The organism is Acidovorax sp. GW821-FHT11A03, from assembly GCF_058809075.1.
On record NZ_JBXASG010000001.1, the window covers coordinates 362,694 to 388,910 of the forward strand.

The following is a 26,217-nucleotide window of genomic DNA, read 5'->3' on the forward strand; positions in this document are numbered from 1 at the left end:
GCAATGCTATTGAATGTGTAGCTGCCTGCGCTTGATACATAAGCGCGAGAGGCTAATTTGATGTGAAATTCACGTTGTCGGGCCGCCCCGGCAGGTGCAGTTGGGCCACGGGGGGCGGGCTGCTGGCCAGTAGCTTGCCGCGCCGCCACACGCCCAGGCGCGCTGCGCGCAGGCGGATTGCTTCCACGGGATTGCGTGCGTGCAGCAGCACGAAGTCGGCATATGCGCCCGGCTCGATGCCGTAGCCCTCCAGCCCCAGCAGCTTGGCGGGATTCACCGTCACTGCATCAAAACACTGCCGCATCGCGGCCTGGCTGGTCATCTGCCCCACGTGCAGGCCCATGTGCGCGGCTTCCAGCATGTCGGCGCTGCCGCCGCTGTACCAGGGGTCCAGCACGCAGTCGTGGCCAAACGCCACGGTCAGGCCCGCGGCCATCAGCTCGGGCACACGGGTCATGCCCCGGCGCTTGGGGTAGGTGTCGTGGCGGCCCTGCAGCGTGATGTTGATGAGCGGGTTGGCCACCACGCCCAGGTCGGCCTCGGCCATCAGCGGGATGAGCTTGCTCACGTAGTAGTTGTCCATGCTGTGCATGGAGGTGAGGTGCGAACCCGTCACGCGGCCCTGCAGGCCCAGGCGCTGGGTCTCAAAGGCCAGGGTTTCGACGTGGCGTGACAGCGGATCGTCGGATTCGTCGCAGTGCATGTCCACGCGCTTGCCCTGGCTTGCCGCCAGTTCGCAGAGGACCTTCACGCTCTCGGCGCCCTGGGCCATGGTGCGCTCGAAATGCGGAATGCCGCCCACCACGTCCACGCCCAGGTCCAGCGCACGTTTGAGGTTGTCGAGCCCGCCGCGCGCGCGCAGCACGCCGTCTTGGGGGAAGGCCACCAGCTGCAAATCCAGGTACGGCGCCACGCGCTGCTTCACCTCCAGCAGGGCCTGCACGGGCAGCAGGCTGGCGTGGCTGGTGTCGACATGGCTGCGAACGGCCAGCAGCCCGCGCGCCACGGCCATGTCGCAATACCGCAGGGCGCGCTCCACGATGGCATCGTGCGTGAGGGTCGGCTTGAGTTCGCCCCACAGTGCAATGCCTTCGAGCAGCGTGCCGCTCTCGTTCACGCGCGGCTGGCCGTAGCTCAGGGTCGAATCCATGTGGAAATGCGCGTCCACGAACGGCGGGCTGACGAGCAGGCCGCCCGCATCCACTGTTTCGTGCGCGGGGGCTTGCAGGCCCTCGGTCACCTCGGCGATGCGGCCGTCCTGCACGGCAATCGACATGTTCTGGCGGCCGTCGGGCAGGGTGGCGTGGGTGATGAGCAGGTCGAGCATGGTGGGGGCGTCTGGTGTCGGGGTGTCGGGTTTTTTCAAGACCGTGGCGGGCTTTGTGCCTAAGCTGGGTGTCTCACAGGGCGCATCTATTTCAGCGCATTTTTGCAAAGGCAGTCTTCATGCAATTTGGCTACACCATTCTCTACGTCGAAGATGTTCCCAGGACCATCGCTTTTTATGAGGCCGCCTTCGGCTTCACCCGCCGCTTCGTGCACGAGGCCGGCGACTTCGGGGAGCTGGACACGGGCGCCACCGCGCTGGCCTTCTCGTCGCTGCGGCTGATGGCCGAGCTGGGCAAGAACCCGCAGCGCGCGTCGGCAGAGGCGCCCAGTTTCGAGATCGCGTTCACCACCACCGACGTGGCTGCTGCCGTGCAGCGCGCGGTGGATGCCGGTGCCCGGCTGGTGCAGGCGCCCGGGCAGATGCCCTGGGGCCAGACGGTGGCCTATGTCGCGGACATCAACGGCGCGCTGGTGGAGCTGTGCACGCCCATGGGGCCGCCAGCCGTTTGAACGGTCGTGGTGGCGCAGGCGTAGACGGTGGTGCCGGCCCCGGGGCGTGGGTTTCACATGAAATTCAGCCATAGCCCGCCTGCGCCACCGTGGCCAGCAGTTGTGGTGTGCGGCGCAGCGCTGCAGGCGTCTGCCCGAGCCAGCGCAGACAGTCGCGGTTGAAGTGGGCTTGGTCGGCGTAGCCGTTGTCGGCTGCAATCTCCGCCAGCGGTTTGGCCGTGCCGAGCGCCTGCGCTGCACGGCGCACGCGGGCCAGCGCGCGCCAGAAGCGGGGCGATTGGCCGGTGGAGCGTTGGGTCAGGCGCTCCAACGTGCGTTCGGACACCCCTAGGCCGTGTGCTGCCGCGCCCACCGTGGCTGCATGCGCCAGCGCGTGTAGCGCCTCTTGGACGCGTGGGTCCCTATCGGTGTGGTGGTCGATGGCCTCCAGCAGCAAGGCTTCCAGCGCCGTGGTGTCGTGGCCCAGGCCGCAGGAGCGTGGCCCAGCGCGGCGCCTGTGCTGGTGCCAGATGGCCCGTGCGGACTGCAGCAATGCTGCTGCATCGATGGTGGTGCCGGGACACAGGCGGTAGCCCAGCCACTGCTCGCCAGCGCGTCCGGGCACCTCCATGGCAGCGTCGGCCAGTGGTGAGATATGCCAGGCGGAGTGCCCGCAAGCGTCCACATGCAGGATGAGGTCGCTGCAGCCATCGGGCAGCACCGTGGTGGCACTGGCATCGGTGGTGTCGAACTGCCAGCGCGCCAGCACGGTCAGTGGCAGCCAGGGGCTGGTGCTGAGAGAAGGCGGCACGTCTGGCATGGCAGGCCCGCCGTCAGCGCTTTTGTGTGGTGCGAAAGCGCACCTCGCCCGGGTTGTGTCCTGCGTCGATGGTGATACGGAACACACTGTCGTCATGGCCAGACTGCGCCCGCGCTGTGAAGCGAATGCCCCGGCGCGTGGGCAGGCAGTTCATCTGGCTCAGGGTGATGGCGGCATGGTCGTTGTTGATCTGCGCAAAACCCTCGGTGTGAACCGCGGCGGCGCTGTCGGTGCGGTCCCGCGCGATCCACTGCAGGTAGAGGAAAGACTGCGCGTAGCGCGTGGCGTGCACGATGCGGTACGTGCCGCCGCCTTCACCCGGATGCACCGGGGCGGGCCACTGACCGCAAACCTTGACCCAGTCCACATCGGGCGCGGCGGTGAAGGATTCATACGGCATGTCTTGCCCCAGCGCGTGGGCATGCCCCGCACAGGCCAGCAGCGCGGCCGCCAGCCAAGGCGCGATGGGGCTGGGCGCGCGCCTCACCGCTCGCCCTTGCGGTAGGGCTTCATCAGCGCCTGCGGGTACGCTGCCTTGCGCGCCACCAGCACCAGGGCCAGTATGGAGAGCAGGTAGGGCAGCATCAGATACACCTGGTACGGAAGCCACGCGCCGCCCGCCTGCTGCAGCCGAAGCTGCAGCGCATCGAAAAAAGCGAACAGCAGCGCGCCCAGCAGTGCCTTGCCGGGGCGCCACGACGCGAACACCACCAGCGCGACGCAGATCCAGCCGCGCCCGTTCACCATGTTGAAGAAGAAAGCGTTGAACGCCGACAGCGTGAGGAAGGCCCCCGCCACACCCATCAACGCCGAGCCCGCCACGATGGCCCCCGTGCGCGTGGCCGCCACCGGGATGCCCTGGCCCTCGGCGGCCTGCGGGTTCTCGCCCACCATGCGCACGGCCAGGCCCAGCGGCGTGCGCATGAGCACCCAGGCCAGTATCGGCACCAGGGCCAGCGCCAGCAGCGTGAGTGGCGTCTGCGCTGAGAGAATGGGCACGCCCAGCCAATCCATGGCGGCGAAGGGCTCGATGGTGGGCGGCGTGTTCACCTTCGGAAAGCTCACGCGGTAGCCGTAGTAGCTGAGCGCCGTGGCCAGCAGCGTGATGCCCAGGCCCGAGACATGCTGCGACAGCGCCAGCCCCACCGTGAGCCAGGCATGCAGCAGCCCGAACACGCCCCCCGTGAGCGCCGCCACCAGCACCCCGGTCCACAGGCCGTGCCCGGCGTACACCGTGAGCCAGCCCGTGAAGGCGCCCGCCACCATGATGCCCTCGATGCCCAGGTGGAGCACGCCGGCGCGCTCGCACAGCAGCACCCCGAGCGTGCCCAGGATGAGCGGCGTGGCCACGCGCAAGGTGGCGATCCAGAAGGCCGGATTGGCCATGATGTCGAGGAGTTCGGTCATTTCCACCTCACCCGGTACTGCGTGAGCAGGGTGGCGACGAGCACCGCGATGAGCGAGGTGGCCACGATCACGTCGGCGATGTAGGTGGGCACGCCCACCGCGCGGCTCATGCTGTCGGCACCCACCAGCACGCCGGCCACGAAGGTGCCCGCCGCGATCACGCCCAGCGGGTGCAGCCCGGCCAGCATGGCGATCACGATGCCGCTGTAGCCATAGCCCGGCGACATGTCGAGCGTGACGTAGCCGGTGCGGCCCGCCACCTCGATGGCACCGGCCAGCCCCGCCAGCCCGCCCGAGAGCAGGGCCACCAGCACCACGGTGCGGGTGATGGGCACGCCGGCAAACGCGGCGGCCCGCGCATTGGCACCGGCCGCGCGGATGTCGAAGCCCGGCACCGTGCGCCGCAGGATGGCCCAGAGGATCAGTGCCAGGCCGATGGCCCACAGCAGTCCCGTGTGCAGGCGCGTCTGCGGCACCAGCCTGGACAGCTCCAGGTCTCCCTGCAGCGCCACGCTCTGCGGCCAGCCCATGGACAGCGGGTCTTTCATGGGACCGTCGAGCAGGGCCGAGACCAGCAGCAGGGTGATGAAGTTGAGCAGCAGCGTGGTCACCACCTCGTCCACCCCCAGGCGCGACTTCATGAGCGCCGGGCCCAGCAGCAGCAGGGCGCCGGCCAGGGCCGCCGCCAGCATCATCGCCGGGAACAGCAGCCAGGGCGACCATTCCAGCCCCGTGCCGCCATGCAGGCCGCCCACGGCCACGGCGGCCAGCGCGCCGGCATACAACTGCCCCTCGGCACCGATGTTGAACAGCCGTGCGCGAAAGGCCACGGCCGCGGCCAGCCCGGTCAGGATCAGCGGCGTGGCGCGCGTGAGGGTTTCGGTCAGCGCGAAGACCGAGCCGAAGGCGCCCTTGACGAGCAGTGCATAGGTCTGGCCCACGGGCGCGCCGGCCCACAGCACCAGCAGGCCGCTGATGACGAGGGTGAAGACCACGGCGCCTACCGGCGCCGCCACGTAGGCGGCGGGGGAGATGTGGTTGCGTTTCTCAAGCCGCATGGGTCGGCGCTTCGTGGGGAATGGAGGGCATCGGATTACCATCCGCGGCGGAGAGGTTCGGCTTGCACCACGCAGGCCGCCAATAACGGGAGAGAGAGATCATGCAAAACCTGGTGTGGGGATGGCTTGGGCGCCTGTTGCTGTGCGGCGCGCTGGCGCTGGGCTGCGCAGGTGCCATGGCACAGGCATTGACCGGCGATGGCCCGGCAACGGCTGCGCCGGTCGCCCCGCCGGACCTGCCGCTGAAGAACGAAGCGGAATACACCGCCGACATCAACGAATGGCTGGACCACACACGCAGGCTGCAGGAAGAAGGTCGGGTGCGGCACAGGCGCATCACCATCGGCGTGGTGTCGGCCCTGGTGGCAGGCTTTCTCGGCCTGCTGCTGCATACCTGGCGCAGCGGCCGGCCCATGGCCTTCAAGATCAGCCGCGTGCTGCTGTGGGCGCCCCTGTTCCTGTTGGCGGGGGTGTGGTTCTTTCCATCCATCATCCTGATGGTGATGGGGTGTGCGCCCGTGATGCTCGGCGTGTGGTGGCGGCGCGCCCTGTCGTGGTGGGAGCTGTCCATCGCCTCCGCGCTGTACCTGCCGGCCCTGGTGTTCACCTGGCTTGTCTTCAGGACACTGGCTGGCATGGGCGGCGGGTAAGGGCCCGGGCGCTGAATCGGCGCCTGCGCAGTCACGGGGTTTCCTCCGCGCTGCTGGCGGCGCCCGCCATCGCCAGGCCGATGGCCTCGCGCGTCCAGCCCTCTGCGGGCCGCGCTGCGCTCAGGTGCCCCTCGTGCATCACCGCCACGCGGTCGCCCAGGGCCAGCACCTCGTCGAGATCGTCCGAGATCAGCAGCACGGCGGCACCGCCGTCGCGCGCGTTGATGAGCTGCTGCTGCACGAAGGTGACGGCGCCGATATCGAGCCCCCAGGTGGGCTGGTGGGCCACGATGAGGCGCGGCGCAGGGGCGCTCTGGCTGGCGTCGTAGGGCGGCAGCAGGGCGCGGCCCAGGATGAGCTTTTGCATGTTGCCGCCCGAGAGCGCGCGGGCAGGGGTGTCGGGCCCGCCGCCGCGCACGTCGAAGGTCTCGGCCACGCGCTGGGCATGCTGGCGCGCGGCGCCGCGCTTGACCCAGAAGGCCCGGAACCAGGGGTGGGCGAACCAGTGGCTGCGCAGGCGTTCGGACACGGCGTTCTCCCACACCGGCAGGTCGCCCACCACGCCCACGGCATGGCGGTCCTCGGGGATGCGGGCCACGCCCTGGTCCACCACCCAAGCCGGGCGGGCCTGCAGCGGCGTGCCGAGCAGCGTCACCTGGCCTGCGGTGGCGGCGCGCACGCCGCACAGCACATCGGCCAGCGCCACCTGGCCATTGCCCGAGACACCGGCGATGGCGACGATCTCGCCGGCGTTCAGGGTGAGCGATACGCCCTGCAGTCGGTCGCGCCCGGTGGGGGCGGTGGACACATCGGCCAGCGTGCACACCGGCGCACCCACGCTCCGGGCGGGGCGGCGTTCGCTGGCCTCGATGGCATGGCCCACCATCCATTGGGCAAGCTGGCCCTGCGTGGTGCCCTGCGCGGGCGCCTCGGCCACGAGCTTGCCCTGGCGCAGCACGGCCACGCGGTGCGATACGCGCAGCACCTCGGCCAGCTTGTGGCTGATGAAGATGATGGACAGGCCCTGCGCCACCATCTGCGCGAGCGTGTCGAACAGCGCTTCGCTTTCCTGCGGCGTGAGCACGGCGGTGGGTTCGTCCAGGATGAGGATGCGCGCGCCCCGGTACAGCGCCTTGAGGATCTCCACGCGCTGGCGCTCGCCGACCGAGAGGCCACCCACCAGCGCCTCGGGCCGCACGGGCAGGCCGAACTGGCGGGACACCGCCAGCAGGCGCTCGCGCGCACCCGCGCGCCGTGAGAAGGGCTGCCACAAGGGTTCGGTGCCCAGCAGCACGTTGTCCAGCACCGTGAGGTTGTCGGCCAGGGTGAAATGCTGGTGCACCATGCCGATGCCCGCCGCCAGCGCCGCGCGTGGCTGGCCGGGCGGCAGCGGCTGGCCGAAGACCTCGATGTGGCCCGCGTCGGCCACGTAGTGGCCGAACAGGATGGACATCAGCGTGGACTTGCCCGCCCCGTTCTCCCCCAGCAGTGCCAGCACCTCGCCGCGCTGCAGCGCAAGGCTGATGCCGTCGTTGGCCACCAGCTTGCCGAAGCGTTTGGTGATGCCCTGCAGGCGCAGGACGGGGCCGGAGGGGTCCGTCATTTCCAGTTCGAGAGAAAGGCCTGCAGCACCTTGGCGGAGTTGGCCGCCGCCAGGCCCATGAAGGTGCCCATTTCATTCTCGCCTTCGCCACCACCGGCCAGATCGCTCAGCGAGCGAAAGGCGATGTAGGGCACGCCGTTGCTGTGGGCCACCATGGCGGTGGCGGCGGTCTCCATGTCGAGCACATTGGCCTCGAAGGTCTTGAACGCGTATTCGCGGAAAGCCTTGTTGTCCACGAAGGCCTGGCCCGACACGCCGTTGCCGCCCACCACGAGCTGCGGGCGCTGTTTCAGGCAGGTGCTGGCCAGGCAATGCGCCAGACCCACGTCCTGCAGGCCGCGCGCGGTGGCCAGCATTTGGGGGTCCGCCTCAAACCAGAACTGTCTGGTGATGCCGGGCTTGGCCGCCGACCTCACCTCGACCGGGCGCGGGTGCATCATGCCGAAGGCGGGCATCGTCAGTTCGCTTTTCATCCACGCGGGGGCGCTGTACTGGCCGGGCTGGTCTTCACGCGCCATCAGCCATTCCATGTACTGTCCCCACTGCGCGGGCACGGTCACGTCGCCAATGTGCAGGCCGGGGTTCACGCCGCCGGCGATGCCGGAAAAGACGATGTGGCTCACGTTGAAGCGGTCCAGCACCAATTGCGTGTTCATGGCCGCGTTGGTCATGCTGATGCCCGACAGGAACACCACCACGGGCTTGCCCGAGAGCGTGCCGGTGGTGAATTCCACGCCGTTGACGCTGTGCCTGGCCGGCTGCTGCACCTGGGGCAGCAGCACCGTCAGCTCGGGTGCAAAGGCCGAGATGACGGCGATGCGCGGCGTGCTGTCCAGCCGTGCCGCCTGGCCCGGCGCGACCGCGGCGCATCCCGCCACCAGCGTGGCCAGGGCCAGGGCGCCCAGCAGGCGCATGCAACGCGCGGCCAGGGCGGTTGTCTCGGGGCGGTGGGAAAGCGGTGCGGGCATGGCGCTCCTTGTCGGGAAAAAGAAGAAAAGGAAAAATCGTACAGCGCAGCGCACGGCGGCGCAGGCCCAGCGCAGCCGGTGCCCGCGCGCCGGGGTGCCTACCTGGCCGTGGACTTGGGCTGGCTGTCGTCCACCTTCACGCTGAACTTGCCGGCCAGGATGTCGGCCTCCTTGGCCTTGACCTTGGCCACGATGTCGGCGGGCACCTTCTTCTCGAACGTGCCCAGCGGCGCCAATTCAGAGCCCTTGTGCTTCATCATCGAGTAGGGGCCGTAGTCCTCGGCCGTGAACTTGCCGTCCTTGACCAGCTTGAGGGCGCGTTCGATGCTGGGCTCCATGTGCCACAGCGCGGAGGCGACCACGGTGTCGGGGTACTTGTCCTGCGTGTTGATCACGTTGCCGATGGCGAGCTTGCCCTTTTCCTTGGCCGCGTCGGACACGCCAAAGCGCTCGGCATAGAGCACGTCGGCGCCCTTGTCGATCATGGCGAAGGTGGCTTCCTTGGCCTTGGGCGGGTCGAACCAGCTGTTGATGAAGGTGATGGTGAACTCGACCTTGGGGTTGGTCTCCTTCGCGCCGGCCATGAAGGCGTGCATCAGGCGGTTGACCTCGGGAATGGGGAAGCCGCCCACCATGCCGATCTTGTTCGTCTTGGTCATGCCGCCCGCGACCATGCCGGACAGGTAGGCGGGCTCCTGGATGTAGTTGTCGAACACGCTGAAATTGGGCGCCTGCGGCTTGCCCGAGGAGCCCAGCAGGAACGAGGTCTTGGGGAAGTCCTTGGCCACCTTGCGGGCGGCGGTCTCCACCGCGAAGGCCTCGCCCACGATGAGCTGGTTGCCGCCGGTGGCGTACTCGCGCATCACGCGCTCGTAGTCGGCGTTGGAGACGTTCTCGCTGGCCTTGTATTCGATCTCGCCGCGCGCTTCGGCGGCCTTCAGTGCCTTGTGGATGCGGCTCACCCACTGCTGCTCGTAGGGCACCGTGTAGATCGCCGCGACCTTGAGCTTGGACTGCGCGTGGGCCAGAGAGGGCGCCAGGCCCATGGCGGCCGAAAGGGCCATGGAAGTGCAGAGCAGGCGTCCGGTGAAGATGCGGCGAGTGGTCATGGTGGGGTCCTTCAGACAGGCAAACAAGGAGGAATGGGTGTCAGCAGCCAAGCAAGGAGCGCGCCAATGGGCAGCCGCCCGGTGGCACGAGGCCGGAGGCAAGTCTGCCAGAGGAAAGCCACCAGTTGGTAAAAAAATGACGCGCCAAAAAAACCACCGGAGGGACTGGCCCCGCGGTGGCTGGTTCGCGATGGCGTGCCGTGCGCCTACTTGGTGCCGAAGATCCGGTCCCCCGCATCCCCCAGCCCCGGCAGGATGTAGCCGTGGTCGTTCAGTTCGCGGTCGATGGCGGCGGTGAAGATCGGCACGTCGGGGTGGGCCTTCTGCAGCGTGGCCACGCCTTCGGGGGCGGCCAGCAGGCACACGAACTTGATGGAGCGGGGGTTGAGCTTTTTCAGGCGGTCCACGCAGGCGGCGGCCGAGTTGCCGGTGGCCAGCATGGGGTCCACCACGATGATGTCGCGCTCGTCCATTTCGGACGGCATCTTGAAGTAGTACTCCACCGGCTGCAGCGTGGCCGGGTCGCGGTACAGGCCAATGTGGCCCACGCGGGCGCCGGGCACCACGTTGAGCATGCCGTCGAGGAAGCCGTTGCCCGCGCGCAGGATGGAGACCAGTACCAGCTTCTTGCCGTCGATCACCTGGCCGGTCATGGTCTCCAGCGGGGTTTCGATCTGCACGTCCTGCAGGGGCATGTCGCGCGTGACTTCGTACGCCATGAGCGTGCTGAGCTCGCCCAGCAGGCGGCGAAAGCTGTTGGTGCTGGCGTCCTTCTTGCGCATCAGCGTGAGCTTGTGCTGGACGAGGGGGTGGTTGATGACGGTGACGTTGCTCATGGCTGGGCCTGTGTTTTGGGGGATGGAAAGAGGCGCGCCCGCATTTTTACCTGACAGAGGCGCTGGCGGCAGGCACTGTCAGGGTTGCGGGCTGCCGTGCTGCCGTGTGGCTGGCCGTGGCGGGCCGCTGGCGTCGCCCTCTGGGGCTGGTGGCGGCGGCGCGGCGCATGGGTGAGTCTAATCCGACAGGAACCGCGCATAGCGCGCCAGGTCCACATTGCCGCCGCTGATGATGACACCCACCCGTTCGCCCTGCAGCAGCTTGCCGCCGTCATCGACACCCGAGAACGCGTGCGCGCCCGCATAGGCAAGGGCGCCCGTGGGCTCCACCACGATCTTCATGCGCTCCGCGAAGAAGCGCAGGGACTGCATGAGCTGGGCGTCGCTCACGCTCAGGATGTCTTCCACCCGCTCGCGGATGATGGGAAAGGTGAGCTCGCCCAGCGCCTGGGTCTGCGCGCCATCGGCGATGGTGTGCGGCGTCGGGATGCGCACGATCTGCCCCGCCCGCAGCGACTGCTGGCCGTCGTTGCCGTTTTCGGGCTCCACGCCGATCACGCGGCAGCGCGGTGCCAGGGCGCCCGCGGCCAGCAGGCTGCCTGCCAGCAGGCCCCCGCCGCCCACGCACACGAACAGGTAGTCGAGGTCGGGCACTTCTTCAAAAAGCTCCAGCGCCGCGGTGCCCTGGCCCGCGATGACGTGGGGATGGTCGAACGGAGGCACCAGCGTCATGCCGCGCTCCAGCGCCAGGCGGCGGCTGATGGCCTCGCGGTCCTCGGTGTAGCGGTCGTAGGTGACGACCTGGGCTCCATAGGCGCGCGTGGCCGCCATCTTGGAGGCGGGCGCGTCTTCGGGCATGACGATGGCGACGGGCATGTCCAGCAGGCGGGCCGACAGCGCGATCGCCTGCGCATGGTTGCCGGCCGAGAAAGCCAGCACGCCGCGTTCGCGCTGCTCGTCGGTGAACTGGGCGAGCGTGTTGAAGGCGCCGCGGAACTTGAACGCGCCCGTGCGCTGCAGGTTCTCGCATTTGAAGAAGAGCTGGGCGCCCAGCATTTCGTCGGCGGTGGTGGAGCGCAGCACCGGCGTGCGGTGCGCGATGCCCTTGAGCCGGTGCGCGGCGGCGGCCACGTCGTCGTAGGTGGGCGGGGTCAGACTGGGCAATGTCATGGCGGCGTCCTCGGGGCAGGGGCGGGCAGGGGGTTGCCCGTGTTCGCCACATGATAGCCCCAGACGCGATCGCCGCGCGCCGAAAAGGCCTCTGCCGGTTGTCCTGTCAGCGCGGGCAGCTATCAATTTTGACTTTTCGCGCCGGTCTCGCGGCGCGGCGCTCTCAGCCCAGTTCGCTGAACCGTACCAGCGGCGCCAGGGCCGGGAAGTCGCCCGCGCGCTTTTGCTTCATGGCCGTGACCGACTCGCGCACGTGCTGGTTGCTCCAGATGGCGCCCTGCAGCCAGCCCATCTGGCGCAGGCTGTCTTCCACGCTGTGGTCGCGCGCGTAGTTCACGGCCTGCTTGGTGCCCCAGATGGCGACGGGGGGCTTGGCGGCGATCTCCTGGGCGCATTGCAGGGCGGCGGCCAGCATGGCCTCCTGCGTATCGAACACCTCGTTGACCAGCCCGTGGCCCAGGGCCCTGGCGGCGTCCAGGCGGCGGCCGGTGTAGGCCAGTTCTTTCACCACGCCCAGTGGGATGAGCTTGGGCAGGCGCTGCAGCGTGCCCACGTCGGCCACCATGCCGATGTTGATTTCCTGGATGCAGAAGAACGCATCCGCCGTGGCGTAGCGCACGCAGGCCGCCGTCACCATGTCCACCGCGCCGCCGATGCAGCCGCCGTGGATGGCCATGATCACGGGAATGCGCAGGTTCTCGATGCGGGTGAAGGTGGCCTGCATGTCGGTGAGCAGGTCGAAGATGGCGGCGCGGCCTTCGGGGCTCTGGTCGTCCATGGTGATGGCGCCGCCGAAGGTCTCCAGCGCCATGCCCGCGCTGAAATGCTTGCCCGTGCTGCTGATGACCAGCGCGCGCGCCTCGCCCGCCTGTTGCAGGTGGGCCAGCACCTCGTCCAGCTCGCGCCAGAACGTAGGGTGCATGGTGTTCATGGCCTCGGGCCGGTTCATCACCAGGTGGGCGACATGCTGGGAGATGCCGAGGCTGAAGCAGGTGAGGGTCTTGTTCATGGGGTGCCACTGTAGACCCGCTGGCCCCGGCAGTGTCGTCGCCTGGGTGACTTTGGATGATTCTGGCTTCAAACCCTTATCTATCAAGCGCCGATAGCTATCAAATAAGGAGCATTTGCACGAGGGTGGCAGACGGCCGTGGCATGGCCCGTCAATCGCCGCCCCCGCCGCCGCAGCCGCCGCCATCCCCTGCGCCGTCGCTCCCGCCTCCATCCGAGCTGTCGGCGCCGCCGAAGTCGCCCGAGCTGCCGCTGTAGCCGCCGTCCGAGAAGCTGGTGCCGCAGTAGCTGTCGCCGCCGCTGCCGCCCGCATCGCTCTTGCGGGCGATGTCGGAGCAGTCAGGCACGTAGGCAAAGCCGCCCGGGATGGCGAACTTGGCATCCAGCGCGAACAGCAGGGGCAGGCGGCTGGGAGCCTTGGGGTCGATGGATTCCTCCTTGCACACCCAGTACCAGCAGCGGCGCAGGCCGTCGTTGTGCCGGGCCTTCGCGCCCAGCGCCTCGGCGGGCGTGTGGTGCAGGAAGAAGCCCAGCGCATGGTGGCACCAGTGCTTGTAGGCCTGGGTGTGCAGGATGAACTCATGCCACAGCACATCGACCGCCCTGGAGGGCATGGCCACGAACTGCTTGTTGCCGCGCAGGCAGGCCATGAAGAACTGGCGCAGGCCCCGCTCCACCAGCTCGCAGTCGCGCGTGCTCAGGTGGGGGTAGGTTTCGCGCAGCTTGCGCTGCAGAAAGCGGGGCAGGGGGGCTTCGCGGATGGTGCGCTGGCGCACCGCGCGGGTCCACTGGATCGCCAGGGCCGTGATGATGACCGTGGCAAGGAAATACAGGAGCCAGGGCCAGCGCAGGCGCCAGGCGCCGCCCAGGAGCCCGGCGATGGCAACCACCCACACGGCAATCGCCAGCGGCACGACCTTGCTTGCCCACCACAGCAGCATGTTGTCGATGCGTTTCATCGTCCCTCCTTTTTTGTTGTTGTGTGGCGATTTCACGGCGGTTTTGTGACCGATTGATGACACTTCGGGTGGTGTCGCCAGGGGGGCACGGCTGGTGTGCCCGCCGCACCATCACCACCCTGCTGCAGCTGCGGCGACAGTGCCGCGCCGGGGACGCAGGGCAGGGGCGGGAATCTGCGCTCCGCCCGTGGTCAACGGCGCTTGCTGCCGCCGAAGATGCTGCCCAGCACTCCGCGCAGGATCTCCTTGCCCAGCGAGGTGCCCATGGTGCGCACGGCCGACTTGGCCATGGTCTGGGCCAGGCCATCGCGTTTGCCGCCGCGCGGGCCTGTGGTGCCAAACAGCACGTCGTTGAGCCCGCCCATCAGGCCGCCGCCGCTGTCTTCCGTGTTGGCGGGCGTGCCTTTGCTGCCATTGGCTGGCGCCTGGGCACTGGCTTCGGCCGCGCGGCCCTTGAGTTTTTCGTAGGCCGACTCGCGGTCCACCACCTTTTCATACACGCCCGCGACCAGCGAGTTGGCCACCAGCATCTGGCGCTGCTGCGGCGTGATGGGACCGAGCTGGCTGCCGGGCGGCAGCACGAACACCCGTTCGGTGATGCTCGGGCGGCCCTTGGCATCGAGAAAGCTCACCAGCGCCTCGCCCACGGCCAGTTCGGTGATGGCGGTCTCGATGTCGAGGCCCGGCTTTTGCCGCATGGTGGTGGCCGTGGCCTTCACGGCCTTCTGGTCGCGGGGCGTGAAGGCGCGCAGCGCATGCTGCACGCGGTTGCCCAGCTGGGCGAGCACGCTGTCGGGGATGTCCAGCGGGTTTTGCGTCACGAAGTACACGCCCACGCCCTTGGAGCGCACCAGGCGTACCACGAGTTCGATGCGCTCGATGAGCACCTTGGGGGCCTCGTTGAACAGGAGGTGGGCCTCGTCGAAGAAGAACACCAGCTTGGGCTGCTCGGGGTCGCCGATCTCGGGCAGTTGCTCGAACAGCTCCGACAGCATCCACAAGAGGAAGGTGGCATACAGCCGCGGCGAATTCATGAGCTTGTCGGCCGCCAGGATGTTGACCACGCCGTGGCCGTCCACCGTCTGCATGAAGTCCTGGATGTTGAGCATGGGCTCGCCGAAGAACTCGCTGCCGCCCTGCTGCTCGATCTGCAGCAGCCCGCGCTGGATGGCGCCCACGCTGGCGGCGCTCACGTTGCCATATTCGGTGGTGAACTCCTTGGCGTTGTCGCCCACGTACTGCAGCATGGCGCGCAGGTCCTTGAGGTCCAGCAGCAGCATGCCGTTGTCGTCGGCGATCTTGAACACCAGGTTGAGCACGCCCAGCTGGGTTTCATTGAGGTTGAGCATGCGGCCCAGCAGCAGCGGGCCCATGTCGGACACGGTGGCGCGCACCGGGTGGCCCTGTTCGCCGAACACGTCCCACAGCGTGGTGGGGCAGGCCAGGGGGGCGGGCAGGGGAAGGCCCCGCTCCTTGAGCACTGCCGCCAGCTTGTCGCCGATCTTGCCGGGCTGGCTGGCGCCGGTCAGGTCGCCCTTCACATCGGCCATGAACACCGGCACGCCGATGCGCGAGAAGTTCTCGGCCAGAGTCTGCAGGGTCACGGTCTTGCCCGTGCCGGTGGCGCCGGTGATGAGCCCGTGGCGGTTGGCCAGCCCGGGAAGCAGGTGGCATTCGATGGTGTCGTGCTTGGCAATCAGCAGGGGGTCGGCCATTTGGGGTTTCCTCGGGGGTACAGGTTCGGCAAAAAGTAAAATCGCGCTCAGTAGATTAAATCAATACAAAAGGATCTCTCGTGGCAGGACACAGCAAATGGGCGAATATCCAGCACCGCAAGGGGCGGCAGGATGAAAAACGCGGCAAGATCTGGACCCGCATCATTCGCGAAATCACCGTGGCTGCCCGCTCGGGCGGCGGCGACCTGTCTGCCAACCCCCGCCTGCGCCTGGCGGTGGACAAGGCCAAGGCGGCCAACATGCCCGCCGACCGCATCAAATACAACATCGACAAGGCCACGGGCAACGCCGAAGGCCTGACCTACGAGGAAATCCGCTACGAAGGCTATGGCATTGGCGGCGCGGCCATCATGATCGACACCATGACCGACAACCGGGTGCGCACCGTGGCCGAAGTGCGACACGCGTTCAGCAAACACGGTGGCAACATGGGGACCGAAGGCTCGGTCGTGTTCCAGTTCAAACACTGCGGCCAGCTGATCTTTGCCCCTGGCACCAGCGAGGACAAGGTGATGGAAGTGGCGCTGGAGGCGGGCGCCGAAGACGTGGTGACCGACGACGATGGCGCCGTGGAGGTGCTGACCGCCCCGGCCGACTTCGAGGCCGTGAAGAACGCGCTGGAGGCGGCGGGCCTCACTGCCGAGGTGGCGGGCGTGACCATGCGGCCCGAGAACACCATTGAACTGACCGGCGACGACGCCGCCAGGATGCAAAAGCTGCTGGACGTGCTGGAAGACCTGGACGATACGCAAGAGGTCTACCACAACGCCGCGCTCTGACCTCGGCGCCGCTGGATCGCCGATTTTTTCTTGCGCTGACCTGTTTTCCGACTGATATTTCCCCGAACCCCGCCACGCAGCCCGGTGCTGTGGGCCGGGTTCACCAAAGGCTCCTATGAAAGTACTTGTGATTGGTGGCGGCGGCCGTGAACACGCGATGGCGTGGAAACTGAGCCAGTCCCCCAAGGTGACCAAGGTGTATGTGGCGCCCGGCAACGGTGGCACCGCGCTGAACTCCAAGCTCGAGAACGTGGCCATCACCGACGTGCGCGAACTGCGTGTGTGGGCGCAGGCCGAAAAGATCGCACTGACGGTGGTGGGCCCCGAAGCGCCACTGGCGGCGGGTGTGGTCGATGAGTTCCGTGCCAATGGCCTGCGCATCTTCGGCCCCACCAAGGCTGCTGCCCAGCTCGAAAGCTCCAAGGCCTTCTCCAAGGCCTTCATGCGCCGCCATGGCATTCCCACGGCCGACTACGACACCTTCACCGACCCGGCCGCCGCCCACGCCTTCGTGGACCGCCTGGGCGCCCCCATCGTCATCAAGGCCGACGGCCTGGCCGCTGGCAAGGGCGTGGTCGTGGCCATGACGCTGCAGGAGGCCCACGATGCCGTGGACTTCATGCTCGTGGACAACAAATACGGCGTGACGCACAACGAAGGTGGCGCGCGCGTGGTGATCGAGGAATTCCTCGAAGGAGAGGAAGCCAGTTTCATCGTGCTGTGCGATGGCAAGAACGTGCTGGCGCTGGCCACCAGCCAGGACCACAAACGCCTCAAAGACGGCGACGAAGGCCCCAACACCGGCGGCATGGGGGCTTACTCGCCCGCGCCCGTGGTCACGGCCGACGTGCACGCCCGCGCCATGCGCGAGATCATCCTGCCCACCATCCGGGGCATGGAAAAGGACGGCATTCCCTACACCGGTTTTCTGTATGCCGGGCTGATGATCGACGCCAAGGGCCACCCCAAGACGCTCGAATTCAACTGCCGCATGGGCGATCCCGAGACCCAGCCCATCCTGATGCGCCTCAAGAGCGATTTCAGCGATGTGATGGCCGCCGCGGCCGATGGCAAGCTCGACCAGATGGAGCTGCAATGGGACCGCCGCACCGCGCTGGGCGTGGTCATGGCAGCCCACGGCTACCCGGAGAACCCGCGCAAGGGCGACCCCATCACCGGCCTGCCCGCCGAGGCCGACGATGCCGTGGTGTTCCATGCGGGCACGCAGCTGAAAGACGGCGTGGTCAGCGTGACCGGTGGCCGGGTGCTGTGCGTGACGGTGCTGGCCGACAGCGTCAAGCAGGCGCAACAGCGTGCCTACGACGTGGCGCGTGGCATCCAGTTCGATGGCGCGCAGTACCGCCGCGACATTGGTTTCCGCGCGGTGAAATAGCCCCCTCCTGAGTCGCCTGCGGCGCCTTCCCCCGCAGGGGATGACGCCCTCGCGGAGGCGGCCCTTGCTGGGCGTCCCTGGCCTGGGCCGCGCCAGTTTTACCGGCAGCGCATGGCGCCGATGGCAATGGACAACTGAAATGCAACAACCTGGATTGAATCCGGCCACGACCGTGGCGACCGTACGCAGCTACTTGCAGGGCCTGCAGGCGCGCATCACCGATGCGCTCGAGGCCGTGGAAGGAGAGGGCGGTGCACGCTTTCTGGCCGATGCCTGGAGCAAGCCGCCCGGCGAGCCGCTGCAGGGCGATGGCATCACCAAGATCCTGGAGGGCGGCCGGGTGTTCGAACGCGCGGGCTGTGGCTTCAGCCATGTGCGCGGCCCGCAGCTGCCACCCTCGGCCACGCAGCACCGGCCCGAGCTGGCCGGTGCGCCGTTCGAGGCCATGGGCGTGTCGCTGGTCTTCCACCCGCGCAACCCGTATGTGCCCACCGTGCACATGAATGTGCGCATGATCGCGGCGGGCCATCCGGGGCAGGCGCCGACCTGCTGGTTTGGCGGTGGCATGGACCTCACGCCGTACTACGGCTTCGAGGAAGACGCGGTGCACTTTCACCGCACCTGCCGCGATGCGCTCAGCGCCTTTGGCGACGACAAGTACCCACGCTTCAAGCAGTGGTGCGACGAATACTTCTACCTCAAGCACCGCGGCGAGCAGCGTGGCGTGGGCGGGGTGTTCTATGACGACTTCTCGGAGCTGGGCTTTGACCAGAGCCTGGCCATGACGCAGTCGGTGGGCGACGCCTTCCTCAAGGCCTACCTGCCCATCGTGGAGAAGCGCCAGAACCTGCCGTTTGGCGAGCGCGAGCGCGACTTCCAGCTCTACCGCCGGGGCCGCTATGTGGAGTTCAACCTGGTGTGGGACCGGGGCACCCACTTTGGCCTGCAGTCGGGGGGGCGCACCGAGTCCATTTTGTTGTCCATGCCGCCGCTGGTGTCGTGGTCGTACCAGCGCTCCGATGCCGCCGATTCGGCCGAGGCGGCGCTGTTGCAAAGGTTCCTGGTGCGCCGCGACTGGCTTGCCGAAGGTGCCGCCCCCACCGCCTGAAAGCCGGGTCCAAGGGTGTGAACACCGCAAAAGCTATAATTTCAATAGCTGCCCGCGCTTTTCACACCAGCGCAAGAGGCCAAAAACACCTCAAACTGCTGCAGCGCCAAAGCACAACACCAGCGCAACACCCAAGGCTCAGCCCGCTGGCTGTGCGCTGCGTTGCACGCTATATTGATTCCATTCCCTCTCTATTCACCGCCTGATGACCACCTCCACCAAATCGGAAACCGCCGCCAAGAAAGACGTCACCAAACTCCAGCGCGCCATCGTCGATGGCCTGGAGGACGTCAAGGCGCAAGACATCCAGGTCTTCAACACCGAGCATCTCTCGCCGCTGTTTGAACGGGTGATCGTGGCATCGGGCACCTCCAACCGCCAGACCAAGGCCCTGGCCGCCAGCGTGCGCGACGCGGTGAAAGAAGCGGGCTTTACCAAGCCGCGTATCGAAGGCGAAGACAACGGCGAATGGATCATCGTGGACTGCGGCGCCGCCGTGGCGCACATCATGCAGCCCGCCATCCGCCAGTACTACCGCCTGGAAGAGCTGTGGGGCGACACGCCCGTGCGCCTGAAGCTCGGCGCGGCCAAGCCGGTCTCCAGCGCGGCCACCGAGCTGGCCGAGAAGAAGTCGGCCCAGAAGGCGGCGAAATCCGACGCCAAGGCCGCTGGCAAGGCGCCTGCAAAAAAGACGGCGGCGCCCACCGTGGCGGCCCGTTCCGGCAAGGCCACGGTGAAGGCCGTGGCCAGGACCGCCGCCAAGACTGCCGCGGCTGCGCCGGCCAAGTCTGCTGCCGCCAAGCCGGCTGCGAAGACCCACGTTGGCAAGCCCGCCGCCAAAACCGCCAGCAAGACCGCGGGCAAGGTTGCCGGCACGGCAGCCGCCAGGAAGCCCGCAGCGCCCAAGACCCCCGTCAAGACCGTGGTCGTGAAGCCAGGCGGCGCGAAAAAGCCCGCAGCCAAGAAATCATCGGCCCCCGTGGGCAAGGCGCCTGCGCGCGCGGCGGCTAAGCCGGCGTCCAGGACCGCTGGCGCCGCCGCAGCGGCCAAGCCTGCGGCCAAGAAGGCTCCAGCCCGCAAGGGCTGATGCGTGGGCGGGGCTGTGTGCTGGCCGCTACGCCTGCGCACGGCGCCCCCCTCTGAACCCCAGGTGCACATCAAATGAAGCTGCTTATCGTGGCGGTCGGGCAGCGGGTGCCTGACTGGGCGCAAACGGCTTACGACGACTACGCCAAACGCTTTCCGCCCGAACTCAAGGTCGAACTCAAGGCCGTCAAGACCGAACCGCGCGGCTCCAAGACCCTGGAGACGCTGTACGCCGCCGAGCGCGAGCGCATCGAGGCGGCCATCCCGCGCGGCACGCGCGTGGTGGCGCTGGACGAGCGCGGCACCAGCCTCACCACCAAGGCCCTGGCCGAACGGCTCAAGGGCTGGCAGCTGGGTGGCGACGACGTGGCACTGGTCATCGGCGGCCCGGACGGGCTCGATCCGGCGTTTCGCCAGGGCGCGCACGAGCGCATCCGCCTCTCGGACCTGACTTTGCCCCACGCCATGGTGCGCGTGCTGCTCATCGAGCAGCTGTACCGCGCCTGGTCGGTGAACGCCGGGCACCCCTACCACCGCGAGTGAGGGCTGGATCGGCGTGCGGGCGAAATACTATATTTTTTATAGCTGCTAGCGCTTGATGGATAAGCGCTAGAGCCGGTTTTCTTCTCAAAATCCGTTCATGCCCGACTTCATCTACCTTGCCTCCCAGAGCCCCCGCCGGCGCCAGCTGCTCGAACAGCTGGGCGTGCGCCACGAACTGCTGCTGCCCAACGTGGACGGCGACGAGCCCGAAGACGCCGAGGCCATCGAGGCGGTGCTGCCCGGCGAGGCGCCCGCGGCCTATGTGGAGCGCGTGACCGGCCTCAAGCTGGATGCCGCCGTGGCCCGGCGCGCGCGCCGGGGTTTGCCGGATGCGCCCATCCTGTGCTCCGACACCACCGTGGCCCTGGGCCGCGCGATTTACGGAAAACCCGACGACGCACAACACGCTGCGCGCATGCTGGCCGAACTGGCAGGGCACGAGCACCGCGTGCTCACCGCCGTGGCGCTGCAGGTGGGCCCCAGGCGCCTTTCTGCGCTGTCGGTGTCGCGCGTGACCTTCGCCGCCATGACGCCCGCGCAGATTGATGCCTACGTGGCCACGGGTGAGCCACTGGGCAAGGCCGGGGCTTACGGTATTCAGGGCCGGGCTGCTGCCTATGTGGAGCACCTGGCTGGCAGCTATTCGGGCATCATGGGGTTGCCGATGTACGAGACAGCGCAACTTCTGCGCGCCGCCGGGTTTCAGATATGACCCTCCTGAGTCGCTTGCGGCGCCTTCCCCCCAGGGGGACGCTGCCAGGGGCCTGGCAAAGCCAGTTCCCCGGCGGCCCCGGCGTAGCGCCTCGGTGATTCCAACAGCAGCAAGAACGCGACCGATTTCAGAAAAGAAGAAGCCATGCAACAAGACATCCTGATCAACTGGTCGCCCCAGGAAACCCGCGTGGCCGTGGTGGAGCATGGCGCCGTGCAGGAGCTGCACATCGAGCGCACGCTGGAGCGCGGCCTGGTGGGCAACGTCTACCTGGGCAAGGTCTCGCGTGTGCTGCCGGGCATGCAGTCGGCCTTCATCGACATCGGGCTGGAGCGCGCGGCCTTTTTGCACGTGGCCGATGTGTGGCAACGCCAGCCCGATGGCGAGCCGCCGGCATTCGCCCGCAAGAACGAGCCGCAGGTACCCATTGAAAAGCAGGTGTTCGAAGGCCAGTCGCTGATGGTGCAGGTCATCAAGGACCCGATCGGCACCAAGGGCGCACGCCTGTCCACGCAGATCAGCGTGGCCGGGCGCCTGCTGGTGTTTCTGCCGCAGGACGACCATGTGGGCGTGTCGCAAAAAATCCCCGGCGCGGAGCGCGATGCGCTGCGCGCGCGGCTGCAGGCGCTGGTGGGCGACAAGGCCACGGGCGGTGGCGGCGGCTTCATCCTGCGCACCAACGGAGAGGATTCGACCGACGCCGAGCTGGCGGAGGACATCGCCTACCTGCGCAAGACCTGGGCGCGCATCAAGGAGGCATCGCTCAAGCTGCCCGCGATGTCGCTGCTGCACCAGGACCTGGACCTGCTGCAGCGCGTGCTGCGCGACCTGGTGGGCGACCACACGCAGACCATCCGGCTCGACTCGATGGAGCAGTTCCAGCGCCTGCGGGCGTTTGGTGTGGAGTTCATGCCCGCCGCCGCCGGCAAGCTGCAGCACTACAAGGGCGAGCGCCCGATCTTCGACCTGTACTCCATCGACGAGGAAGTGGCGAAGGCGCTGGGCCGGCGCGTCGATCTGAAATCCGGCGGCTACCTCATCGTGGACCAGACCGAGGCGCTGACCACCGTCGACGTGAACACCGGTGGCTACGTGGGCGCGCGCAATTTCGACGACACCATCTTCAAGACCAACCTGGAGGCCGCGCAGGCCATTGCGCGCCAGCTGCGCCTGCGCAACCTGGGCGGCATCATCATCGTGGACTTCATCGACATGGTGCGCGAGGACCACCAGCAGGCCGTGCTGGCGGAGTTCCGAAAGCAGCTTGGCCGCGATCGCGTGAAGACCATGGCCGGCGGCTTCTCGCAGCTGGGCCTGGTGGAGATGACGCGCAAGCGCACCCGCGAATCGCTGGCCCACATGCTATGCGAACCCTGCGAGGCCTGCCAGGGCAAGGGCAGCGTGAAGACCGCGCGCAGCGTGTGCTACGACATTCTGCGCGAGATCCTGCGCGAAGCCCGCCAGTTCAACCCGCGCGAGTTCCGCGTGGTGGCCTCGCCGCGGGTGGTGGAGCTGTTCCTGGACGAGGAAAGCCAGCACCTGGCCGGTCTCTCGGACTTCATCAAGAAGCCGATCTCGCTGCAGTCCGAAAGCGCGATGGGGCAGGAGCAGTACGACATCGTGCTGCTCTAGCCCTGGCCGCCTTTTTCGCCGCCAGCTCAGCTTTCGATCTGCATCGCCGGACGCGCCTGCACGCGCGCCAGCCAGGCCTGCACGTGGGGGTGTGCGTTGAGGGGCGCACCCAGGTACACGCTGTAGCCCAGGACCGAGCCCACCACCAGGTCCACCAGCGAGTAGTCCGCGCCCAGCATCCAGGGCTGCGCGGCCAGCCGTTCATCCAGCAGCGCCAGCAGTTCGTTCAGCCCCCGGGTGGCGGCCTCGGCGTGCGCGGGGCTGCGCAGGGCCTCGTCGCCTTGCGTGGCCACCTGCAGGCGCACCAGGACCGTGCCGTAGGTGACATACGCCCAGACGCACCACGACAGGGCCTGCAGCGCCTCTGGCGTGCCCGCGGCGGGCCACAGCCCCCGCTCGATGCCGTAGCGGTGGCCCAGCCACAGGTGGATGGCCAGCGCCTCGAACATGGGGGCGCCGTCCACGGTCAGGGTGGGCACCTTGCCGTTGGGGTTGAGGGCCAGGTACTCCGGGCGGCGCTGCTCGCCAGTGCGGATGTCGATCTTCACGCGCTCGTGGGGCACGCCCAGTTCGGCAAGGGCGCAGGCAATGGGGCTGGCGCTGGACATGGGGTGCCAGTAGAGGACGATGGACATGGAAAACTCCTTGGTGGTGGTGGAAGAAAAGGTGGTGCCACTGTAGATTCCATTGCGGACAGTTTCGGTCCTCAATAAAAAGTACAGTCGCACCATGCTCACGTCATCGACCCGCCTTTTGCGCCTGCTGTCGCTGCTGCAGACGCGCAACCACTGGATGGGGCCAGAACTGGCCGAGCGCCTGGAGGTGCACCCGCGCACCCTGCGGCGCGACATCGACCGCCTGCGCCAGCTGGGCTACCCTGTGCATGCCAGCAGCGGGGTGGCCGGCGGCTATGCCTTTCGCGCCGGACAGGCGCTGCCGCCCCTGCTGCTGGACGACGACGAGGCCCTGGCCGTGTCGATCGCGCTGCGCACCGCCACGGCCGGCGCGGTGGGCGGCATCGAGGAGCCCGCGCTCCGGGCGCTGGTCAAGCTGGAGCAGGCCATGCCCGCGCGCCTGCGCAAACGCGTGGACGCGCTGCGTTCGGCCATCCTGCCGCTGGACCGCACCGGGCCGGTGGTGGAAGCATCGCTGCTGGCCACGCTGGCGTCCGCCTGCCGCGACCAGCTGCGCATCGAGTTCAGCTACGAGGACGGCAAGGGCCGCAGCGCACAGCGCCAGGTGGAGCCGCAAGGCGTGGTGCACACCGGCGAGCGCTGGTACCTGGTCGCCTGGGACCGGGTGCGCACCGACTGGCGCACCTTCCGCATCGACCGCATCGTGGGCGACCCCCAGGTGGGCGCGCATTTCGCGCCCCGGGCCTCGCCTGACGGCGGCGATCTGAAGGGCTACGTTGCGCGCTCCATCTCGGCGCCGCACCACGCCGAGCAGGCGCGCGTCGTGCTGCATGCGCCGTATGCGGTGATGTCGCGCCGCATTCCCAAGTCCGCAGGCGTGGTCTCCACCCTGGGCAAGGGGCTGCGGTGCCAGCTGGAGTGCGCGGCCAATGACTCCCTGGTCTACTGGCTGATGGCGCTCGATGTCGAATTCGAGGTGCTCGCGCCGGCATCGCTGAAGGAGCGGCTGCGGGTGGCGGGCGAGCGGGCGTTGCGCTGCACGGCATGAGCCTTTGGGGGGCTGTGGCAGGCATCGATGGCCGATCCCGCCCCGGCCACCAGAGCCGGGCCCTTCCTGGCAACTGCTGCACCCGTTGCAGGAGTCAACTGCATGCCCCCCGATTGCTGGATACGGCACCACAATTTACGCTCTGTGCATGGAATCAACCGACAAGGAAAAACCCATGCACCACCGCGTGCGGATCGATGCAGCCGGAGGGCCCGATGTCCTGCGGCTGGAAGGGGTGGAGCCCCAGGCGCCCGGCCCAGGCCAGGTATGGCTCGCACAGGCGGCCATCGGCGTGAACCCGCTGGATGTGAGCCAGCGCAAGGGCGCGGTGCCCATCCCGTTCCCGTCCGGCCTGGGGCTGGAAGGCGCGGGGCAGGTGGCGGCCGTGGGGCCGGGGGTGCTGAATGTGGCGGTGGGAGATCGCGTGGGCTACGCCACCGGGCCGCTGGGGGCCTATGCTAGCGCGCGCCTGTTCCCGGCCGAGCGGCTGGTCAGGCTGCCCGATGCGCTGGGGTTGGACGAGGCGGCGGCGGTGCTCTTCAAGGGCATCACGGCGCAGTACCTGCTCAAGACGACATATTCCGTGGCCCCGGGCTCGAAGGTGCTCATCTATGGCGCGGGCGGCGCGCTGGGCCAGCTGATGTGCGCCTGGGCCCGTCACCTGGGCGCCTTTGTGATGGGCGTGGTCTCCCGGCCCGAGAGCGTGGAGCGCGCCCGGGCGGCGGGCTGCGACGCGGTGTTCGTGTTCGACTCCGCCACGCTGGCGGGTCAGGTGCGCGAGGCCACGCACGGCAGCGGGGCCGACGTGGCGTACGACCCCATCGGGCGGGCCACGCTGGAGGCCTCGCTCGACAGTCTGCGCCCGCGCGGCCTGCTGGTGTCCTTTGGTGCCACCGCGGGCGTGCCGGCGCCCATCGCGGTGGGCACGCTCAATGCCAAGGGCTCGCTGTTCCTCACGCGCCCCTCGCTGGCCGCGCACACGGCCACGGCGGCGGAGTACCAGGAGCGCGCCCAGGACGTGCTGCGGGCCGTGGCGGACGGCGTCATCACGCCGCGCATCTGGCGCCGCTACGCGCTGGCCGATGCGGGCACCGCGCACACCGACCTGGAGCAGGGGCGCTCGCAAGGTGCGATCATCCTGGCTCCGTAGCCCCTCGCGCCATGCCATGGCGCTTTTGATACCCGATGGACCTGCTCGACAGCCAGCACGCCGATGAACTGGCCACCCTTATTGCCCTGAGCGACGCGGGTTCGTTCGCGGCGGCGGGCCGTGCGCTGCAGCGCCACCCCTCGGTGCTGTCCAAGCGTTTGAACGCGCTGGAGCGCCGCTTGGGCGTGAGGCTGGTCGAGCGCACCACCCGCCAGTTGCACCTGACGCACGAAGGCCAGCGCCTGGTCGAGAAGGTGCGCGAGGCGACGGATTTGATCGCACAGGCCCAGAAGGAAGCGGCCGATGGCGCGGCGCAGGTGCGCGGGCGGCTGCGCGTGTCGGTGCCCGCCGCCATGGGGCGGCGCCTGCTCAGCCCGATGGTGGCCGAATTTGCGCTGGCCCATCCGCAGGTCACGCTGGAGCTGGAGTACGCCGACCGGCTGGTGGACATCGTGGGCGAGCGCTTCGACGCCGCGATCCGCATCGGCCAGCTGGCCGACAGCCGGCTGGTGGCCACGCGGCTGTGCAGCCACCGCCGCATCATGGCGGCGGCGCCGGGCTACTTGGCGAAGAACGGCACCCCGCAGGTGCCCGCGGACCTGGCGCAGCACAACTGCCTGGGCTTCACCGGCCTGCAGTCCTACCCTGAATGGCAGCTCACGCAGGCGGGGGCGAGCCACAGCGTGGTGGTGCGCGGATCGCTGGTCAGCAACGACAACGAAGCGCTGCTCGCGGCCGCCATCCTGGGCGTGGGCATCCTGGCGGGCGGCGACTGGCTGATCGACCCCGGCATCGCATCGGGCCAGCTGGTGCAGGTGCTGCCGCAGTGGCAGCTCAACACCGACGCGGGGATCTATCTGGTGCGGCCCTCGGCACGCTTCAGCACGGCGGCGATGGCGGCCTTTCGCGCCTGGGTGGTGGACTGGTTTGCCGCGCGGGCGGACAACGGTCAGGACCAGGCCACCGTGGATGTGCCCCCGTGAGCTTGG

The 26,217-nt window shown here is 68.2% G+C and carries 26 protein-coding genes; 12 read left to right on the forward strand and 14 right to left on the reverse strand.

The features are described from left to right. Positions 1-52: 52 nt before the first annotated feature. Positions 53-1,327, reverse strand: coding sequence for an amidohydrolase family protein (locus AC1RVY_RS01690; RefSeq protein ID WP_492805019.1), 1,275 nt, complete (start codon positions 1,325-1,327; stop codon positions 53-55). 119 nt (positions 1,328-1,446) lie between these two features. Here AC1RVY_RS01690 and AC1RVY_RS01695 point away from each other — a divergent pair, with 119 nt between their 5' ends. After that, a complete protein-coding gene (locus AC1RVY_RS01695; RefSeq protein ID WP_218294851.1) occupies positions 1,447-1,839 on the forward strand; it encodes a VOC family protein in 393 nt (130 codons plus the stop codon). 64 nt (positions 1,840-1,903) lie between these two features. Here the strand turns inward: AC1RVY_RS01695 and AC1RVY_RS01700 are convergent, their stop codons facing one another. Genes AC1RVY_RS01700 through AC1RVY_RS01715 form a run of 4 tightly spaced genes read right to left on the reverse strand, consistent with a single transcriptional unit; the run spans position 1,904 to position 5,103 of the window. Beyond that, positions 1,904-2,638, reverse strand: coding sequence for an AraC family transcriptional regulator (locus AC1RVY_RS01700; protein ID WP_218341154.1), 735 nt, complete (start codon positions 2,636-2,638; stop codon positions 1,904-1,906). Positions 2,639-2,651: 13 nt separating this feature from the next. After that, positions 2,652-3,125: a hypothetical protein gene (locus AC1RVY_RS01705; protein WP_218341155.1), complete on the reverse strand. Its 474-nt coding sequence runs from the start codon at positions 3,123-3,125 to the stop codon at positions 2,652-2,654. After that, positions 3,122-4,045: an ABC transporter permease gene (locus AC1RVY_RS01710; RefSeq protein WP_492805022.1), complete on the reverse strand. Its 924-nt coding sequence runs from the start codon at positions 4,043-4,045 to the stop codon at positions 3,122-3,124. The genes AC1RVY_RS01705 and AC1RVY_RS01710 overlap by 4 nt, the downstream gene beginning before the upstream one ends. After that, positions 4,042-5,103 (reverse strand): ABC transporter permease, encoded by a 1,062-nt coding sequence (locus AC1RVY_RS01715; RefSeq protein ID WP_492805024.1) that lies wholly within the window; start codon positions 5,101-5,103, stop codon positions 4,042-4,044. The genes AC1RVY_RS01710 and AC1RVY_RS01715 overlap by 4 nt, the downstream gene beginning before the upstream one ends. 101 nt (positions 5,104-5,204) lie before the next feature. On the opposite strand from AC1RVY_RS01715, the gene AC1RVY_RS01720 reads away from it, so the two are divergent. Continuing rightward, complete coding sequence (locus tag AC1RVY_RS01720) at positions 5,205-5,753, forward strand: hypothetical protein (RefSeq protein ID WP_492805026.1); 549 nt, start codon at positions 5,205-5,207, stop codon at positions 5,751-5,753. Positions 5,754-5,784: 31 nt separating this feature from the next. Here the strand turns inward: AC1RVY_RS01720 and AC1RVY_RS01725 are convergent, their stop codons facing one another. From AC1RVY_RS01725 to AC1RVY_RS01760, 8 genes are all read right to left on the reverse strand, one after another. Next, positions 5,785-7,356 carry an ABC transporter ATP-binding protein gene (locus tag AC1RVY_RS01725; RefSeq protein WP_218341159.1) on the reverse strand — a complete coding sequence of 524 codons (1,572 nt, stop codon included), beginning with the start codon at positions 7,354-7,356 and terminating at the stop codon, positions 5,785-5,787. Then, complete coding sequence (locus tag AC1RVY_RS01730) at positions 7,353-8,324, reverse strand: 5'-methylthioadenosine/S-adenosylhomocysteine nucleosidase (RefSeq protein WP_255591512.1); 972 nt, start codon at positions 8,322-8,324, stop codon at positions 7,353-7,355. The genes AC1RVY_RS01725 and AC1RVY_RS01730 overlap by 4 nt, the downstream gene beginning before the upstream one ends. Before the next feature lie 98 nt (positions 8,325-8,422). Beyond that, a complete protein-coding gene (locus AC1RVY_RS01735) occupies positions 8,423-9,433 on the reverse strand; it encodes a BMP family protein (protein WP_218294858.1) in 1,011 nt (336 codons plus the stop codon). A gap of 206 nt (positions 9,434-9,639) precedes the next feature. Next, on the reverse strand, positions 9,640-10,269 hold the full coding sequence (upp, locus tag AC1RVY_RS01740; RefSeq protein WP_218294859.1) for a uracil phosphoribosyltransferase: 630 nt from the start codon (positions 10,267-10,269) through the stop codon (positions 9,640-9,642). A gap of 177 nt (positions 10,270-10,446) precedes the next feature. After that, on the reverse strand, positions 10,447-11,439 hold the full coding sequence (locus AC1RVY_RS01745) for a threo-3-hydroxy-L-aspartate ammonia-lyase (RefSeq protein WP_218294860.1): 993 nt from the start codon (positions 11,437-11,439) through the stop codon (positions 10,447-10,449). A 163-nt stretch (positions 11,440-11,602) separates the two neighbouring features. Continuing rightward, complete coding sequence (locus tag AC1RVY_RS01750; protein ID WP_218338487.1) at positions 11,603-12,448, reverse strand: enoyl-CoA hydratase-related protein; 846 nt, start codon at positions 12,446-12,448, stop codon at positions 11,603-11,605. Positions 12,449-12,599: 151 nt separating this feature from the next. After that, positions 12,600-13,406, reverse strand: a complete 807-nt coding sequence (locus tag AC1RVY_RS01755; protein ID WP_369642547.1) for a glycine-rich domain-containing protein — start codon at positions 13,404-13,406, stop codon at positions 12,600-12,602. Between the two features lie 191 nt (positions 13,407-13,597). Further along, positions 13,598-15,121 carry a helicase HerA-like C-terminal domain-containing protein gene (locus tag AC1RVY_RS01760; RefSeq protein ID WP_492805030.1) on the reverse strand — a complete coding sequence of 508 codons (1,524 nt, stop codon included), beginning with the start codon at positions 15,119-15,121 and terminating at the stop codon, positions 13,598-13,600. A gap of 80 nt (positions 15,122-15,201) precedes the next feature. Between AC1RVY_RS01760 and AC1RVY_RS01765 the strand changes: the two genes are divergently transcribed. The 7 genes from AC1RVY_RS01765 (at position 15,202) to rng (ending at position 22,395) form a co-directional block, all read left to right on the forward strand. Next, on the forward strand, positions 15,202-15,921 hold the full coding sequence (locus AC1RVY_RS01765) for a YebC/PmpR family DNA-binding transcriptional regulator (RefSeq protein WP_218294864.1): 720 nt from the start codon (positions 15,202-15,204) through the stop codon (positions 15,919-15,921). A gap of 115 nt (positions 15,922-16,036) precedes the next feature. Beyond that, the gene (gene purD, locus AC1RVY_RS01770; RefSeq protein ID WP_492245328.1) at positions 16,037-17,314 is read left to right on the forward strand and encodes a phosphoribosylamine--glycine ligase; all 1,278 of its coding nucleotides are present in this window, start codon (positions 16,037-16,039) and stop codon (positions 17,312-17,314) included. 139 nt (positions 17,315-17,453) lie between these two features. Beyond that, positions 17,454-18,422 carry an oxygen-dependent coproporphyrinogen oxidase gene (gene hemF / locus AC1RVY_RS01775; RefSeq protein ID WP_218338490.1) on the forward strand — a complete coding sequence of 323 codons (969 nt, stop codon included), beginning with the start codon at positions 17,454-17,456 and terminating at the stop codon, positions 18,420-18,422. 205 nt (positions 18,423-18,627) lie between these two features. Continuing rightward, positions 18,628-19,509 (forward strand): ribosome silencing factor, encoded by an 882-nt coding sequence (gene rsfS, locus AC1RVY_RS01780; RefSeq protein ID WP_369642545.1) that lies wholly within the window; start codon positions 18,628-18,630, stop codon positions 19,507-19,509. Positions 19,510-19,583: 74 nt separating this feature from the next. Then, a complete protein-coding gene (gene rlmH / locus AC1RVY_RS01785; protein ID WP_005798500.1) occupies positions 19,584-20,051 on the forward strand; it encodes a 23S rRNA (pseudouridine(1915)-N(3))-methyltransferase RlmH in 468 nt (155 codons plus the stop codon). A 97-nt stretch (positions 20,052-20,148) separates the two neighbouring features. Next, positions 20,149-20,763, forward strand: a complete 615-nt coding sequence (locus AC1RVY_RS01790) for a Maf family protein (protein WP_492805033.1) — start codon at positions 20,149-20,151, stop codon at positions 20,761-20,763. 144 nt (positions 20,764-20,907) lie between these two features. Continuing rightward, positions 20,908-22,395: a ribonuclease G gene (rng, locus tag AC1RVY_RS01795; protein ID WP_492805035.1), complete on the forward strand. Its 1,488-nt coding sequence runs from the start codon at positions 20,908-20,910 to the stop codon at positions 22,393-22,395. Positions 22,396-22,421: 26 nt separating this feature from the next. Here rng and AC1RVY_RS01800 read toward each other — a convergent pair whose 3' ends face one another. Further along, complete coding sequence (locus AC1RVY_RS01800) at positions 22,422-23,030, reverse strand: glutathione S-transferase family protein (RefSeq protein ID WP_492805037.1); 609 nt, start codon at positions 23,028-23,030, stop codon at positions 22,422-22,424. Between the two features lie 94 nt (positions 23,031-23,124). Between AC1RVY_RS01800 and AC1RVY_RS01805 the strand changes: the two genes are divergently transcribed. The 3 genes from AC1RVY_RS01805 (at position 23,125) to AC1RVY_RS01815 (ending at position 26,211) form a co-directional block, all read left to right on the forward strand. After that, positions 23,125-24,078: a helix-turn-helix transcriptional regulator gene (locus AC1RVY_RS01805; RefSeq protein WP_218294871.1), complete on the forward strand. Its 954-nt coding sequence runs from the start codon at positions 23,125-23,127 to the stop codon at positions 24,076-24,078. 148 nt (positions 24,079-24,226) lie between these two features. Beyond that, positions 24,227-25,228: a quinone oxidoreductase family protein gene (locus AC1RVY_RS01810; protein WP_492805039.1), complete on the forward strand. Its 1,002-nt coding sequence runs from the start codon at positions 24,227-24,229 to the stop codon at positions 25,226-25,228. 35 nt (positions 25,229-25,263) lie between these two features. Continuing rightward, on the forward strand, positions 25,264-26,211 hold the full coding sequence (locus AC1RVY_RS01815) for a LysR family transcriptional regulator (RefSeq protein ID WP_492805041.1): 948 nt from the start codon (positions 25,264-25,266) through the stop codon (positions 26,209-26,211). Positions 26,212-26,217: the final 6 nt, after the last annotated feature.